Origin of the sequence: Nonomuraea basaltis (assembly GCF_005893125.1) — a bacterium.
In the GTDB taxonomy this organism is placed as follows: Bacteria; Actinomycetota; Actinomycetes; order Streptosporangiales; family Streptosporangiaceae; genus Nonomuraea; species Nonomuraea basaltis.
Genome location: NZ_VCJS01000159.1, coordinates 1 through 15366, shown reverse-complemented (window position 1 = coordinate 15366; position 15366 = coordinate 1). Strand labels below are relative to the sequence as shown.

The 15366-nt window shown below is 72.9% G+C and carries 11 protein-coding genes; 8 read left to right on the top strand and 3 right to left on the bottom strand.

What is annotated here, in order from left to right:
* Positions 1 to 22: 22 nt before the first annotated feature.
* Positions 23 to 652, bottom strand: coding sequence for a helix-turn-helix domain-containing protein (locus EJK15_RS47690; protein ID WP_138717088.1), 630 nt, complete (start codon positions 650 to 652; stop codon positions 23 to 25).
* 284 nt (positions 653 to 936) lie between these two features.
* Here EJK15_RS47690 and EJK15_RS47685 point away from each other — a divergent pair, with 284 nt between their 5' ends.
* Both EJK15_RS47685 and EJK15_RS47680 read left to right on the top strand, forming a co-directional pair.
* Positions 937 to 1566 carry a hypothetical protein gene (locus EJK15_RS47685; protein WP_138717087.1) on the top strand — a complete coding sequence of 210 codons (630 nt, stop codon included), beginning with the start codon at positions 937 to 939 and terminating at the stop codon, positions 1564 to 1566.
* Between the two features lie 134 nt (positions 1567 to 1700).
* Positions 1701 to 2180, top strand: a complete 480-nt coding sequence (locus tag EJK15_RS47680) for a hypothetical protein (protein WP_138717086.1) — start codon at positions 1701 to 1703, stop codon at positions 2178 to 2180.
* Here EJK15_RS47680 and EJK15_RS47675 read toward each other — a convergent pair.
* Positions 2162 to 3415 carry an MFS transporter gene (locus EJK15_RS47675; RefSeq protein WP_138717085.1) on the bottom strand — a complete coding sequence of 418 codons (1254 nt, stop codon included), beginning with the start codon at positions 3413 to 3415 and terminating at the stop codon, positions 2162 to 2164. The genes EJK15_RS47680 and EJK15_RS47675 overlap by 19 nt on opposite strands.
* A gap of 208 nt (positions 3416 to 3623) precedes the next feature.
* Here EJK15_RS47675 and EJK15_RS47670 point away from each other — a divergent pair, with 208 nt between their 5' ends.
* Genes EJK15_RS47670 through EJK15_RS47650 form a run of 5 tightly spaced genes read left to right on the top strand, consistent with a single transcriptional unit; the run spans position 3624 to position 11866 of the window.
* The gene (locus EJK15_RS47670; RefSeq protein ID WP_138717084.1) at positions 3624 to 5276 is read left to right on the top strand and encodes a fatty acyl-AMP ligase; all 1653 of its coding nucleotides are present in this window, start codon (positions 3624 to 3626) and stop codon (positions 5274 to 5276) included.
* Positions 5269 to 7950 (top strand): MMPL family transporter, encoded by a 2682-nt coding sequence (locus tag EJK15_RS47665; RefSeq protein ID WP_206061549.1) that lies wholly within the window; start codon positions 5269 to 5271, stop codon positions 7948 to 7950. Before EJK15_RS47670 ends, EJK15_RS47665 begins: the two co-directional genes overlap by 8 nt.
* Positions 7947 to 9320, top strand: coding sequence for a DHA2 family efflux MFS transporter permease subunit (locus EJK15_RS47660; RefSeq protein WP_240777675.1), 1374 nt, complete (start codon positions 7947 to 7949; stop codon positions 9318 to 9320). Before EJK15_RS47665 ends, EJK15_RS47660 begins: the two co-directional genes overlap by 4 nt.
* Positions 9317 to 10522, top strand: a complete 1206-nt coding sequence (locus tag EJK15_RS47655) for a glycosyltransferase (protein WP_138717083.1) — start codon at positions 9317 to 9319, stop codon at positions 10520 to 10522. The genes EJK15_RS47660 and EJK15_RS47655 overlap by 4 nt, the downstream gene beginning before the upstream one ends.
* A gap of 51 nt (positions 10523 to 10573) precedes the next feature.
* Complete coding sequence (locus tag EJK15_RS47650; RefSeq protein WP_138717082.1) at positions 10574 to 11866, top strand: hypothetical protein; 1293 nt, start codon at positions 10574 to 10576, stop codon at positions 11864 to 11866.
* An 80-nt stretch (positions 11867 to 11946) separates the two neighbouring features.
* Here the strand turns inward: EJK15_RS47650 and EJK15_RS47645 are convergent, their stop codons facing one another.
* Complete coding sequence (locus EJK15_RS47645; protein ID WP_138717081.1) at positions 11947 to 13017, bottom strand: alpha/beta hydrolase; 1071 nt, start codon at positions 13015 to 13017, stop codon at positions 11947 to 11949.
* Positions 13018 to 13253: 236 nt separating this feature from the next.
* Between EJK15_RS47645 and EJK15_RS47640 the strand changes: the two genes are divergently transcribed.
* On the top strand, positions 13254 to 15366 hold a 2113-nt coding region (locus EJK15_RS47640), incomplete at its 3' end, for a type I polyketide synthase (RefSeq protein ID WP_240777674.1).

The window sequence follows — 15366 nt, the reverse complement described above, 5'->3', positions numbered from 1 at the left end:
GTCCGCCATCGGCCTGGAGATGTCAACCCAGCGCGGCCGACAGCTCGGCGGCCGCCGCCACCACCCGCCGCCCCGTGGACTCCTCCAGCGGCCCGAACGTCACCACCCCCACCGAGGCCTCCAGCCACGGCAGCCCCGTGACCGGCGCGGCGACGCCCCGTGCTCCCTCCTGCAACTGCCCCTCCGTACTGAAGTAGTCGTCGCGGCCCTGGCGCAGCGCCAGGATCGCCTGACCCGCCGCGCCTTTCGTCAGCGGATGCCGCGAGCCCTCCCGGTAGGCCACGTGCATGTCGGTCCACGACGGCTCGACCACCGCCACGGCCAGCCCGTCGTCGCCCTCGGCCACAGTCAGGTGCGCGGTCGCGCCCACCTCCTCGGCCAGCCGCCGCAGCGTCGGCACCGCCGCCGCCCGCAGCAGCGGCTGCACGGCCTGCGCCAGCACGAGCACCCCGAACCCGAGGTGCACCCGTCCCTCGGCGTCCCGGCGCACGAAACCCTCGTTCGTCAGCGTCGTCAGCAGCCGGTACACCACCGGACGGCTCAGCGACAGCTCGCCGCTCAGCTCGGTCGGCGTGCGGCCGCCCTTCCCATCGGCGAGCAGTCTGAGCAGGCGGAGCCCGCGCTCCAGGGTCTGAGCGGATTCAGCGGCCATGTGACCGATTATCTAGTGACGCCCGCGAGGGAGTGCCGTCGCCTGGAGGAGCGGCGGGAGCGAAGCGACCAGAGCGGGGGCCGCGAGGGAGTGCCGTCGCCTGGAGGAGCGGCGGGAGCGGAGCGACCAGAGCGGGGGAAGGCGGCGGCGTATGGCGACCGAGCCGCCTCACGGAGTGAGGCCATGAGCAGGCGGCGGCATATGGCGACCGAGCCGCCTCACGGAGTGAGGCAATGAACACGCGGTGAGGGGGGTACGTAGGGGAAGAGCAGAGCCAGGGGGTAATGATGCGGCAAAGGTGGGTCTTCCTGCTTGCCGGGTTGGCCGTTTGCGCGCTGTCCGCCGCGATCCCCTCCCTGACCACCCCCATGACCCTCATGTCCCGCCAGCTCCCGGTCGACCCCGTGGAGGATCGCCTGGTCGAGGACACCTTCTACGTCACGGAGGGCATCGAGGTCAGCCGGCGGCTGCTGCCCACCGAGAAGGGTGTCGCGTTCCGCTCCGCCTACCTCGCCGTCGGGGTCAAGGTCGATCAGAGCGGCCGGCTGTACGGGACGCCGCGGCGCTCCGGCACGTACGTCACTCCGGTCCAGCTCTGCGCCGGCCGGTCGTGCCGGGAAGAGGAGATCACCCTCGTGGTGCTCGGCAACGTGCCGTGGGAGCCGCGCGAGCTGACCTTCCCCGGCAAGGCCGGCACCCGGCTGGAGGGCGAGATCGGCATCAACGGCGGCCCGCCGGGCGTGGTCCCCACCTTCACCGTGACCGACGACGCCAAGCTGCCCGCGGGCGTGACCGTCGGCCCCGACGGCCACGTGGGCGGTGTTCCCAAGGCTCCCGGCATCTCCGAGGTCCCGGTGCGGATCTGCGTGGCGGGCAACTGCGCGGGCGTCGTGGTGCGGTTGATCGTCGTCTGACTGCCGGGTTCTGGTAGGGCGGACCCCACCTGAACTGGGGGGACGGCGGGCATGATGTGGGCGGGCCCGCGGCGGAGACTTCTGGTGTACGCCCGGTATCGGGCGTGACGTCGCAAACCTATGGAGGTCCCGCCATGAGCACCGCCACCGATCTACGCAGAACCGGCCCGTCGCCCGCCGAGCCGCCGCCCGTCGTGCACGCCGCCGCCATGCTCTGGCTGGCGGCGGTCGCGTTGGGCGCGTTCGAGGCCGCGCTGATGGTCACCCAGGTGCTGCTGGGAGGCACCTCCACGCTCGTGGAGGTGCTGCCGGGCGTCGGGTTCCGGCTGGCGGTCTTCGCGGGCGCGATCTTCCTCGCCTTCCGGCTCAGGCGCGGCCAGAACTGGGCGCGGTGGACGCTCGCCGGCACATTGGGCGTGCTCGGCACGCTCTCGCTCGTGGTGGAGCCCGTCCGGTGGCTGCTGGACGGAGGGTCGATCGCCGAGGCCGTGGCCGGTATGGACGCCGCGGGCTGGGCCTTCGCGGCCAGCCGGATCCTGCACGTGGCGGCCGTGCTCGGGGCGACGACGCTGATGTTCCAGCCCAGGGCCAACGCCTACTTCGCCTCGGCCTGAACCGGCTCCAGCCGAGGGGCGCGCAGGTTGCGCACCCCGGGGGAGAGCAGCGCGGCGAGAGTGCACAGCACGATGATGGCGGCGCAGCCGAGCAGCGCCTCCTCCGTCCCGAACACGCTCGCCGCCGGCCCCGCCAGCATCAGCCCGATCGGCCCGAACATCAGCGACCCGAGCATGTCGTACGAGCTGACCCGTGACAGCGACTCGGCCGGGACCTCCCGCTGCATCGTGGTCTGCCACAGCACGCCGAACACGTCGAAGCACACCCCGAGCACGAACGACCCGGCCACGATCCCCCAGAGCGGCGCCTCGAGCCCCAGCAGCAGGTACGGCAGCGCGGTCGGCAGGCACAGCACCACTCCCACCAGGATGGGCCGGCTGGGCCGCAGCCGGATCGAGACCAGCACCCCGGCGATCATGCCCACCGCCTCGCCCGCGAGGAACGCCGACCAGGCCGCCGGACCGCCCAGGCTCTCCTTCGCCATCAGCGGGCCGAGCACCCCGTGCCCGGCCTGGATGGCCATGACCAGCAGCGAGAACTGCGCGACCACCACCCAGATCCACTGCCGCGAGCGGAACTCCCGCCACCCGTCGCGCAGGTCGGTCAGCACCGAGTGCCGCTCGCCCCCGGACCGCTCGCCGGGCTCGATCCGCAGCAGCGCGATCAGCACGCCCGCCAGCGCGAACATCGCGCCGCTCGCCACCAGCGCCCAGCCGCCGCCGAAGAGCACCACCGTGCCGCCGCCCAGCACCGCCCCGGCCACGCGTGAGGCGTTCGCGCCCAGGCCGAGCAGCGCGTTGCCGGTCTGCAGCCGATCGCGTGGCACGACCTCGGGGATGATGCCGGTCAGCGCCGGGAACGTGATCGCCGTGGCGATCCCGGCCAGCGCCGCCGCCGCGACCAGCGCGGGCATCGGGGTCCAGCCGGTGAGCAGCATGGCCGCCAGCGCGAAGAACCCGGCCGCCATCATGAACTCGCCCGCCATCATCACCCGCTGGCGCGGCAGCCGGTCCGCGATCACGCCGCCGACCAGCATGAACACGACCATGGGCAGCGCCTCGGCGGTGAGCACCACGGACAGGGTGGTGGCGTCCGCGCCGGGCAGGCCGAGGATGCCGAACGCCAGGGCCACGGGTGCGAACGCGCTGCCGAGAACCGAGATCGTCCTGGCGGACAGCAACAGCGTGAACCGGCGATCCCGGAGCAGGCCGAGATCGCGTATATAGCTGTGCACCTGTGTGAACCCCCTACAAACGGCCAAACCCTGCCATTCTGCCGTTTCTTCCGGCCTGTGTCGCCCCAATATTTCTTGTCATCGGAGAACAAGACCGAACGAGGAATGTGCAGGCGTTTGGCAAGAATCCAGCCGCCCTTCTCCCGTAATTTGCTAGGTCCCTGAAGCCGGTGTTGGCCTCCTTGCCGAGATAAGAGGGGACGCGGGCATGCCTGACACGTTGATCGCCCAGGTCGCGCGGTGGGCCCGGGAGGTTCCTGACGCGCCCGCGTACACGTTCGCCGACTACCTGGGGGACGGCTCCCGCCGGACGTACACGTGGGGGCAGGGCGATCTCAAGGCCAGGGCGCTGGCCGTGCGGCTGCGCGAGCTCGCCCGGCCCGGCGACCGGGCGGCGGTGCTCGCGCCCTCGGGGCTGGACTACGTGGTCGCGGTGCTGGGCGCCATGTACGCCAGGCTCGTCGCGGTGCCGCTGTTCGCGCCCGGCCTGCCCGGGCACGCCGAGCGGCTGGTCAGGGTCTTCTCCGACGCCGACCCCGCCGTCGTGCTGACCACCACGGCCGCGCTGCCCGCCGTCACCGGCTTCCTCGCCGCCTCTCCCATGCCGGTCGTCACCGTGGACACCGTCTCGGACCTCCTCGCCGACGAATGGGAGCCCGAGCCGGTCCGGCCCGGCGATCTGGCCTACCTGCAGTACACCTCCGGCTCCACGCGCGCGCCCGCCGGCGTCGAGATCACGCACGGCAACCTCACAGCGAACGCCGCCCAGCTCTGGGAGGCGTTCCGCGCCCGGCCGAGGACGTCGGTCGCGGTGCTGTGGCTGCCGCTCTTCCACGACATGGGGCTGGTCGCCACGATCGCCATGCCGATCATGGGCGGCAACCAGGCCGTGTTCATGGACCCGGTGGCGTTCGTCATGAGCCCTGTGCGGTGGCTGCGGCTGATGTCGGAGTACGACGACGTGTTCACCGGCGGGCCGAACTTCGCCTACGAATACACCGCCGCCCGCGCGCGCCCCGAGGACAAGGCCGGCCTCGACCTGTCCGGGGTGCGGGTCATGCTGAACGGCGCCGAGCCGGTCAGGCCCGGCGCGATCGACGCCTTCGACGCCGCCTTCGCCGGGTGCGGACTGCGGCCCGAGGCGCAGACGCCCGCCTACGGGCTGGCCGAGGCCACGGTGTTCGTGTCCGCGATGGGGCGGGACGAGCCGCCCCTGATCACCGGTTTCTCCCGCGACGCGCTGCGCGAGGGCCGGGCCGTGCCGTGCGCGGAGGGGGAGCGCAGCACACTCGTCTCCTGCGGGCGGCCGTACGGGCAGCGGGTCAGGATCGTCGGCGACTGCGGCGAGGTGCCCGACGGGCGGGTGGGCGAGATCTGGGTGCGGGGGCCGAACGTGGCCCGCGCCTACTGGCGGGACCCCTCCCGCAGTGAAGAGGTGTTCGGCGCGGACGGGGACTGGCTGCGGACCGGCGACCTCGGCGTGCTGCACGACGGCCACCTGTACGTCACCGGGCGCATCAAGGACCTGGTCATCGTCGACGGGCGCAACCACTATCCGCAGGACATCGAGGTCACCGTGCAGGAGGCGCACGAAGCGGTGCGGCGGGACCGCGTGGCGGCGTTCGCGGTGCAGGGGGAGGAGACCGAGCGGCTCGTCGTGGTGGCCGAGCGGTCGCGCCGCGGGCTGGACGCCGACGCCCTGGAGGTGGCGCGGGCGGTACGGGCCGCCGTCCGGACGAAACACGACTTATCCGTATACGACTTCGTGCTGGCCGAGACCGGGGCCGTGCCGCGGACGTCGAGCGGGAAGATCGCCCGGCGGGCGTGCCTGCGGGCGTATCTGGAGGGCGCGCTTGTTTGAGTCCGCGGGCCGGCTGGTCTATCGCGGCAGGTGGACGCTGCTGGTGCTGAGCCTGGTGGCGGCCGTCCTCGTCGCGCCGCTCGGGCTCGAGCTGTTCGGGCGGATGGCCGACGGCGGCTTCGAGGACCCGCGCGCGGACTCCACGACCGCCGCGCGCTGGACCGACGAGTGGTACGGCCGGCACGCCGCCGACGTGGTCGTCCTCTACCGGCACCCGACGGTCAAGGCGCGGGACCCGCGGTACAAGAAGGCGGTGCACGACTCGCTGCGCGCGCTGCCGGGCGAGCACGTGCGAGGGCTGGCCACGTACTGGACGACCGGGTCGAAGCGGATGGTTTCGGAGGACGGGCGTTCGACGTACGCGCTGGTCACCCTCAAGGGCGACAAGCAGGCCGCCTACGCCGCGATCGCGGACCGGCTCAGACGCGTCCGCAACCTGCAGGTCGAGGTCGGCGGGTCGGTGCCGCTGCTGGCGGAGCTCAACGACCAGACCGCGGCCGACCTGGCCCGCGCCGAGGCCATCTCCATGCCCGTGCTGCTGGTGCTGCTCGTCATCGTGTTCGGGAGCCTGGTGGCCGCCGGGCTGCCGCTGCTCGTGGGGCTGTTCGCGGTGCTCGGTGCGCTGGTGCTGCTGCGGCTGCTCACCGAGGTCACCGAGGTCTCCGTCTTCTCGCTGAACGTCGTGACCATGCTCGGGCTCGGGCTGGCCGTCGACTATTCACTGTTCGTGCTCAAGGCGTTCAGGGAGGAGATCCGGGGCGGGGCGTCGAACGAGCAGGCCGTGGTGCGGACGATGGCCACGGCCGGGCGTACCGTGGCGTTCTCCGGGCTGACGGTGGCCACGGCGCTGCTCGGGCTGTTGCTGTTCCCGCAGATGTTCCTGCGCTCGATCGGGCTCGGGGCGGCGGCCGTGGTGCTGGTCGCGATGGGGGCCGCGCTGGTCGTGCTGCCCGCCGTGCTGGGGATACTCGGGCGGCGCGTGGACGCCTTGCGGATCACGCCCGACCTCGGATTCGGGCGGCGGGACGGCGGGATGTGGCACGCCGTCGCGTCGAGCGTGATGCGGCGGCCCGTGCTGTACCTGGTCGCCGTGACGGTGGTGCTGGTGTCGCTGGCGCTGCCGTTCATGCATGTGAAGTTCGGCAACGTGGACCACCGGGTGCTGCCCGCCGCCTCCGAGAGCCGCCGGGTGGCCGAGACCGTCGACGGGGACTTCGCCCGGAACTCCATGGCGGCGATCGACGTCCACGTCCTGGTCGAGCGCTCCTTCACCGAGCCGCCCGCCAGACCAGGGCCGCTCGGGCAGGGCCATTCGGAGATCAGCGCCGTCACGTCCGTGTCCCCTTCCGACGCGAAGCCCCTCGCGGACCGGCTGCGGCGGCTGCCGCACGTGACCGGCGTGGACGTGGCCGGGCTGTCGCAGGACAACGGGGCCGTGCGGCTCGCCGTCCGGTACGACGTGGACCCGATGTCGGACGAGGCCCAGGACCTGGTCACGTCGATCAGGGAGCTGGCGCCCGAGCCGAACCTGCGGCGGGTCGTGGTCGGCGGGCCGACCGCCGCGCAGATGGACCTGATGGACAGCCTCGCCGCCACGCTGCCGTGGATGGCGCTGGTGGTGTGCTCGGTGACAGGGGTGCTGCTCTTCGCCGCGTTCGGATCGCTGGTGCTGCCGGTCAAGGCGCTGCTGATGAACGTGCTGTCCATCGGGGCGTCGTTCGGGGTGATCGTGTGGGCGTTCCAGGACGGGCATTTGGCGTCCGCGCTGCGGTTCACCTCCACCGGGTCCATCGAGGCGACCGTGACCGTGCTGATCCTGGCCGTGGTGTTCGGGCTGTCCATGGACTACGAGCTGTTCCTGTTGTCGCGGGTGCGGGCGGAGTGGCTGCGTACCGGGGACAACGCGGCGGCCGTGGCGGCGGGGCTGCAGCAGACGGGCGGGGTGATCACCAGTGCGGCGCTGTTGCTGCTGGTGGTCATCGGGGCGTTCTCCACGGCCGGGATCACGATCGTGAAGCTGCTCGGGGTGGGGTTGTTCGTGGCGATCGTGGTGGACGCCACGCTCGTGCGGGCGCTGCTGGTGCCGGCGACCATGCGGTTGATGGGCGGGGCCAACTGGTGGCTGCCCGGGCCGTTGCGCGGCTTCCACCGGCGCGTCGAACTCCGCGAGGGTCCTGCCGGGACGGGTCCCGCCGTTCGTGAGCTGCCCGTCGCGAGTCGGCCCGCCGCTTCGGGGCCGCCTGTCGCGAGTCGGCCCGCCGCCTCCGGGCCGCCTGCCGCGAGTCGGCCCCCCGCCTCCGGGCCGCCTGCCGCGCTGCCCGCGGCGGCGTCCGGGACCCTGCCCGATTCGCGCGGCCTGCGCAGGGAGGAAGAGCCCGAGCTGGTGGTGACCGTCAACGGGCGGCCCGCAGTCTTCGGCGTGGACACCGATCCCGTGCCGTTGGCGGCCGAGCACGAACCGCCGGCGGCCGCGGCCGAGCCCGTCGGCGTCCAGCCCGAGCCGGCCAAGCCCAGGCCCTTCCGCAAGCGCCCCTACTCCACCAAGCCCACTGAACCCCCGGCCCCGAAGGGCGAGGAGGGGCCGCGGTGGGTCAAGGTCACGGAGGGGCGTACCCGGGTGGTGCGGGCCAGCGCCGACGGGCGCGGCTGGACGTGGGTGGAGGTGGACTCGTGAGCGAGCGAACCATCAGGCACAGCGGCAGCCCGGCCGTCACCAGACGTCCTGCCACGGCCGGGCTGCTGTTCCTGGTCGTCGGGCTGGCCGGCTTCATGACCACTCTGGACAACACGGTCGTCACCGTCGCGCTCCCGAGCATCCAGCGGGACCTGGGCGCCCGCCTGTCCGCCCTGGAGTGGGTGGCCACCGGATACCTGCTGACCTTCGCAGGCCTCATGCCGGCGGGCGGCCGCCTGGCCGACGTCTACGGGCCACGGAAGGTGCTGCTGGCCGGGTTAGGCGCGTTCACCGCGGCCTCGCTCGGCGCCGGGCTGGCGACCACGATCGAGCTGCTGGTCGCCGCCCGCCTCGCCCAGGGCGTCGGGGCGGCGATGGTCCTGCCCGCGACGCTGGCCGTGCTGGCCGGGCGGAAGGAGCGGCAGCGGTCCACGGGCGTGGCCGTGTGGATGGCGTCCGGGGCCGGGGCGCTGGCGCTCGGGCCGGTGGTGGGCGGGTACCTCAGCCAGCACGCCCACTGGAGCTGGGTGTTCCTGGTCAACGTGCCGATGGGCGCGGCGGTCATCGGGCTGGCCGCCGTGGCCGTCCCCGCGTCGGACGCGGTCCGGCGGGCTCTGGACGTGCACGGGGTGCTGGCGTCCGTGGCGTTCCTGGCGTCGGGGACGTTCGCGCTGATCCACGGCGGCGAGTACGGCTGGGACTCGCCGGTCGTCGTCGCCGCCCTGCTGGCCTGTGCGGGCAGTGGTGCGGCGTTCGTGGCGGCCGAGCGGCGGGCCGCCGATCCGATGGTGGATCTGCGGCTGTTCGCGGTCCGGACCTTCACGGGCGGCGTCGTGGCCCAGGTGCTCTGGGGGCTCGGCGTCAACGGGGTGTTCTTCTACACGGCGATCTTCCTGCAGGGCGTGCTCGGGTTCACGCCGACCGCCTCCGGGCTCGCGTTCGTGCCGCTGGCCCTGCTGGTGGTGCTGGTCACGCCGCTGGCGCCGGCGGTGGAGCGGCGGCTGGGCGCCGGGCGTACCGTGGCGCTCGGGCTCACGCTGGTGGCCGGCGGGATGGCGGTCGCGGCCACCCTGGAGGCGGGCGACGGGTGGGGGCGGCTGCTGCCCGCCGTCTGCGCGATCGGGGTGGGATCGGCGCTGACCATGCCGCTGGGGTCCGCGGTGCTGGGCGCCGTGCCGGAGTCCCGGGCGGGGGTGGCGGGCGGCGTCTTCTCGGTGAGCCGCGAGATCTCCGGACTTTTCGGGATCTCCGCCATCGGGGTGATCGTGCACGCCGCCGGGAGCTTCGCCACCGGCTACGCCGTCGGGCTGCTGGCAGCGGCCGCGCTGGTGCTGGCCGGGGCGCTGGTCAGCCTGGCGACGCTGCCATGAGGGCGGCGGTCCTGGCGCTCGGCTCCCGAGGGGACACCCAGCCGTGCGCCGCGCTGGCGCGAGAGCTGGCCGGACGGGGGCACGAGGTCACGCTGGTCGCGGCCGGGCGGTACGCCGGGCTGGCCGGGCCGGGGGTGTCGTTCGTTCCCTTGGGCGTGGATCCCGTGGCGATGCTGGAGAGCGAGGAAGGGCAGGACTGGCTCGGGAGCGGTCCGATGGGATTCGTACGGGGCCTCAGGACCGTCGTGGAGCCGCTGGCCGCGAAGCTGGTCGCCGAGGTGGACACCGCCTGCGCCGATGCGGACCTGGTCCTCGCCCCGGCGCTGGGCGCCTTCGGCAGGCATCTCCACGAGCGGTACGGGATGCCGTACCGGATCCTGCAGTTCCAGCCGAGCGAGCCGACGAGTGAGTTTCCCAACCCGCTCGTGCCGTTCGCCTCGCTGGGGAGGCTGGGCAATCGGGCCAGTTACGCGCTCGTCGAGCGGGCCGGGTGGACGGTGCTCGGGCGCATGGTGAACCGGCTGCGTGCCGGCGTGCTGGGGTTGGGGCCGATGCGGGGGAGCCCGTTCGCGGCCGATCGGCGGGACCGGGTACCGGTCCTGTGCGGGGTCAGCCCCTTGGTGGTGCCCCGGCCGCGGGACTGGCCGGATTACGTGCACCTCACCGGCTACTGGCGGCTCCCGGGGAGGGGCGGGCTCGATGAGCTCGAGGGCTTCCTGAGTGCCGGGCCGCCGCCCGTGTTCGTCGGGTTCGGGAGCATGGTGCCCGGCGAGCCAGGGCGGGTGGCCGAGGAGGTGGTCGCCGGGCTGCGGCTGGCCGGGGTGCGGGGTGTGGTGCAGGGGCTGCCCGTCGAGGCGTCCGGCGACGTCCTGCCCGTCGGGGAGGTGGCGCATGACCTGCTGTTCCCGCGGATGGCGACCGTCGTGCACCACGGCGGGGCCGGGACCACGGGGACGGGTCTGGTGGCGGGGGTGCCGGCCGTGGTGTGCCCGTTCTTCTCCGACCAGCCCTTCTGGGGGCGCCGGGTGGCCGCGCTCGGGGCCGGGCCGCCGCCGTTGCCGATCGGGCAGCTCAGCCGGGGCGCGTTGGCCGCGCGGCTGCTTGCCGTACCGAAATATCGCGAAAAGTCAGCTCAACTGGGACGGCTACTTCGCGTTGAGAACGGGGTGAAGATGGCTGTCGATCTCATTGAACGTTGCTGATCGTCAGGATATTGTGCATATGCCCACGATCACCCCTGGAAGTAAGGTGCCATGCGACAGCGGCTGCGGCAGCTCCTCGTCATCGGACTCGCGCTCTCATTACTCGGCATCGGCGTTCCAGCGTGGTCGCAGGACGACCCGCGGAGCTGTAACGACCTGCTCTCCAGCGACACCCCGGCGTACGTCGTCTGCACGTGGATGGCCACCCCCGAGGAGGCCGCGGGCATCGCCAAGTTCTGGCTCGACAACGACGGCCAGAACATGATCGACTCCGGCCCGATGAGCCCGATCCCGATCGACTGCACCCAGCCGGGCAACCAGTGCGCGACCGACAGCGAAGGCGACGGCGAGGCGCACGACGCGGGCGACCCGGATGTCGAAGGGGCCGAGGACGGCGGCACTCCCGAATGCCAGAACGGCGAGGAGTGCTTCACCGATCCTCACGGGATCTCCACCGCCGAGAAGGCCGCCGCCGAGCAGACGCCGGCCGGCCAGGCCGCGCAGGCCGCAGCCCAGACCACCATGCGCCTCTGGATCGAGACCGAGCTCGCCGACGACTACAAGGACGGCAAGCTCGCCGAGGCCGCCAAGAAGATCGCCGCGCTGGCCGCCGCGCAGCCCGGGGTCGTCGGCATCAGGTTCACCTCGCAGCTCGGCTACAACCAGACGTTCGCCACGGCGGACGAGCTCGACAAGTTCGTCACCGAGACCACGACCGCGCTGCGCGACCTGGTGCCGGGCGTGAAGCTGGCCGCGCACACGGTGGTGCCGCTGTTCGGCTGCGGCGCGAACGACGCCTGCAAGGCCGAGATGCCCAAGAAGTACCCGCTGCTCGACCCCGACCGCATCGGCGCCTGGCTCGCCAAGGGGTACATCGACCAGCTCGCGCTCGACAGCGGCCACCTGGCCACCGAGTACGCCACCTGGAAGATCGACGCCACCGAGGCCCAGCGCAACCAGTGGATCCAGGTACGCGCCCGCGCCTGGGACGCCTACGCCCAGATCGCCGCCGAGGACGCGGGCTTCGCCGCCGGCGGCGCCGCGCAGCTCACCGAGGAGCAGGCCGCCAAGGCCATCACCGACCGCATCGCCACCCCGCTCCAGGACGACGCCGCGGAGACGGTCACCCTGTGGAGCCGCTGGCAGAACGACCAGGGCCAGGTCAACCGGGTGTACGGCGAGAAGTGGGCGGCCAGCGTCACCTGGGACCAGCTCAAGAAGCTCGGCTCCGTACGCGCCCGCCTGGCCACCATCTACGACCCGGCCAACCCCGAGGTGGACGTGGCCACCGATCTGAAGAACCTCTCCGAGGTCTTCGGCCAGGTGTACCTGCACGCCGCATAGGGAGAACCTGTGGCGCAGGCCCGGGGCGCGGTCTCATGCGCCCTGGCCTGCGTCGGCTGACCGCGCGGGCCGCCCGCCGTCTAGCTTGTGCGCAGCCCCAGCGCCGCCACGATCATCGGGTACGACCTCTTGAACTCCCTGATCCAGTACGGCCAGGTATGCGTGCCGTTCCCGTACAGGTGGAGCGTGTGCTCGACGCCCAGTTGCTTGAGCCGTGCGCTCAGCGCCTTGCCGGTGTAGGCCGAGAGGGGCTCGCCCAGGTGCGCCGGATGCCAGGGGGAGCCCGGCGGGTCCAGCGGGCCCTGGAAACTGGTGGTACCGCTGGAGATGTAGACGCTCACGCCCTTGAGGTTCGGGGCGAGGACCATGGGGTCGTTGGCGGCCCATACCTTCTTGTCGCGCTTCGGGTGCCCCCACAGCGCGAGGGGGTCCTGTTTCTCGCTGGCCTGGGCGTTCATGATGAGCGCGGGGATGCCGGGGAGCCGGGTGGCCAGGATGCCGCTGTACGCCCCGGCGAAGCGGAACATGCCGGGGTAGCGGGCGGCGTACTTCATCGCGCCGTACGCGCCCATCGACAGGCCCGCCACCGCGCGGCGGGTCCCGGCCCGGTAGCCGATCTCCAGCAGCCGGCGTACCTCGTAGGTGTGGAACGTCGCCCACGCCGGGCTGCCGCCCCTGCCGCCGTTGTGCCAGTCCGTGTAGTTGCCCGCGCGGCCCGCCTCCGGCATGACGACGATGGCGTCCAGGTTCTCCGTGTACGCGGCCACGTCCGTCATACGGGTCCACGACGTGTAGTCGTCGGCCCCGCCGTGCAGCAGGTACAGCACCGGCCACGTCCGCTTCGCGCCCCTCGACCAGCCCTTGGGGAGCAGCAGCCGGACCGGCGTGAGCTGCCCGACGGCCGGCGAGGAGACGAGCAGGTCCAGCGTGCGGGCGTCGAGCCGGCGCTCGCTCACCACGCGGGCGGGTCCGGGCAGCGCCTTCTGCCCTGGCGCGTAGCCGGTGGTCTTCGGGCCGGTCGTCGGGCTGGTGGTCTTCGGCGGAGACTGCTGGTTCTTGTCCGTGAACGACCAGTCGGGGTCGGCACGGGCCGGGCTCGTGCAGAAGAGCAGCAGCAGCGTCGACGTCGCCAGTGCCGGCAGGGCACGCATGGGGGTCCCCTTCGCTGTGGGTGCAGGCGAGGCTAGGGGCGTACGGGGCCGGGCGGCTATGACGTGGCGCAACGAAATCGCGCTGCGTGTTGTGCCCTGCCGGATAAATCCGGTGCGGTTATCACCGGCGTGACAAAACGGAACCGAGGAATGTTCCGTCAGGGCCTGCCGCCCGCACTCGGCACGTCGGTATGTTGGCCGATCACCCCCCGGCCTCGGCAGCATGGGAGTGTTCCGTGGACGTACCCGTACCCGGTGAAGGCGAGATCCGGCGCTTCCTCACCGAGCGGCTCGGCGGGCAGGTGGACCCCGACCGGCCGCTGGAGGAGCACGGGCTGTCGTCGCGCGAGGCGGTGGCCGTGGCGGGGGAGCTGAGCGAGCTGCTGGGCCGCGAGCTGAGCCCGACGCTCGTGTGGGAGCACCCGACGATCAACCTGCTGGCCCGCGCGCTGTCCACGCCCCAGGAGGTACGCGCCACGCCCGGCGCCGCCGGCGAGCCGGTGGCCGTGGTCGGCATCGGCTGCCGGCTGCCCGGTGCGCACGGGCCCGAGGCCTACTGGGAGCTGCTGATCGAGGGGCGCGACGCGGTCGGCGAGGTGCCGGCGGGGCGGTGGGAGGCGTTCGACGACGGGTCGGCGCGCACCCGTGAGGTGCTGGCGGGCACGACCCGCCATGGCGGGTTCCTGGACGACGTGGCCGGGTTCGACGCGGAGTTCTTCGGCATCGCGCCGGGCGAGGCCGCGGCCATGGACCCGCAGCAGCGGCTGCTGCTGGAGACGGCCTGGGAGGCGCTCGAACACGCGGGGATCGCGCCGAGGTCGCTGGCCGGCACGCGTACCGGGGTGTTCGCGGGCCTCTCCGCCACCGAGTACGCCTACCTGACCGGCGCCGACCTCGCCGCCGTGGACGCCTGGACGGCCACGGGCGCCGCCCCCAGCATCGCCGCGAACCGCCTGTCGTACCTCCTCGACCTGCGCGGCCCCTCCATGGCCGTGGACACTGCCTGCTCCTCGTCCCTCGTCGCCACCCACCTGGCGGTCGCCGGGCTGCGCTCCGGCGAGTGCGACCTGGCGCTCGCCGCAGGAGTGAACCTGCTGCTCTCGCCCCTGGTCACGGTGGCCTTCGACCGCGGCGGCGGCACGGCGGCCGACGGCCGGTGCAAGGCGTTCGACGCCGCGGCGGACGGGATGGTGCGGGCCGAGGGGTGCGGGGTCGTGGTGCTCAAGCGGCTCGCGGAGGCGTTACGCGACGGGGATCGGGTGCTGGCGGTGATCCGGGAGAGCGCCGTCAACCAGGACGGCCGCTCCAACGGCCTCGTCGCCCCCAACCCGGAGGCCCAGGAGTCCCTGCTCCGGCAGGCGTACCGCCTGGACCGGGGCCCGGACTACATCGAGGCGCACGGCACCGGCACGTTCCTCGGCGACCCCATCGAGGCCCGCGCGATCGCCGCCGCCATCCCGTCGTCGCCGGTCCTGCTGGGCTCGGCCAAGACCAACCTCGGGCATCTGGAGGCGGCGGCGGGGGTGGCCGGGCTGATCAAGACCGTTCTCTCCCTGCATCACGGCGTGATCCCGCCGAGCCTGCACTTCCACCGCCCGAATCCGCACATTCCCTGGGACCGGTTGCGGGTGGTGACCGCGCCGACCCCCTGGCCGCGGGCCGATGCCCGGGCGGGGGTGTCCGCGTTCGGGTTCGGCGGCACGAACGCGCACGTCGTCCTGGACGCCTGGGCACCCTCTCCTGAGGTTCGCGCGGAGCGGGCCAAGCACGTCTTCCTCCTCACCGACAGCACGCCGGAACGGGTCGAGCGCCACGCCCGCGCGCTGGCCGCCTGGCGGCCGTCCGCCGATCTCGCGGACGTGGCGCACACGCTGGCCAGGCGGGCGCGACGTGGGCGGGTGGCCGCGGCGGTGGTGGCGGGGTCCGAGGAGGAGCTGGCCGACAAAATCCGAAATATCCGGCCTATTGAGGCTTCGGCGCCTGGCCCGGTATGGGTCTTCAGCGGCTACAGCCCGCGGCGGCTCTCCCTGGATCTCTACGACACCGAACCCGCCTACCGGCGGACGATCGACCTGCTGGCTCCCCTGCTGCGGGCCGAGGCGGGCATCGACGTCCACGACCGGGCGGCCGATGGCGTGGCGAGGGTCCAGCCGATCATCTTCGCCGCGCAGCTCGCCCTGGCGGAGACGTGGCGGGCCTACGGGTTCGAGCCCGCCGCCGTGATCGGGCACTCCATGGGCGAGGTCGCCGCGGCGGTGGTGGCCGGTGGGCTCGGGGTCGCGGACGGCGTACGGGTCATCTGCCGGCGGGCCCGTCTCCTGGGCGGTCTGGGCGGAGGCGGGGCGATGG

Coding starts and splice junctions, on each gene's coding strand:
- EJK15_RS47650 (WP_138717082.1), top strand. CDS start 10,574: ATGCGACAGCGGCTGCGGCAGCTCCTCGTCATCGGACTCGCGCTCTCA.
- EJK15_RS47690 (WP_138717088.1), bottom strand. CDS start 652: ATGGCCGCTGAATCCGCTCAGACCCTGGAGCGCGGGCTCCGCCTGCTC.
- EJK15_RS47645 (WP_138717081.1), bottom strand. CDS start 13,017: ATGCGTGCCCTGCCGGCACTGGCGACGTCGACGCTGCTGCTGCTCTTC.
- EJK15_RS47655 (WP_138717083.1), top strand. CDS start 9,317: ATGAGGGCGGCGGTCCTGGCGCTCGGCTCCCGAGGGGACACCCAGCCG.
- EJK15_RS47680 (WP_138717086.1), top strand. CDS start 1,701: ATGAGCACCGCCACCGATCTACGCAGAACCGGCCCGTCGCCCGCCGAG.
- EJK15_RS47685 (WP_138717087.1), top strand. CDS start 937: ATGATGCGGCAAAGGTGGGTCTTCCTGCTTGCCGGGTTGGCCGTTTGC.
- EJK15_RS47670 (WP_138717084.1), top strand. CDS start 3,624: ATGCCTGACACGTTGATCGCCCAGGTCGCGCGGTGGGCCCGGGAGGTT.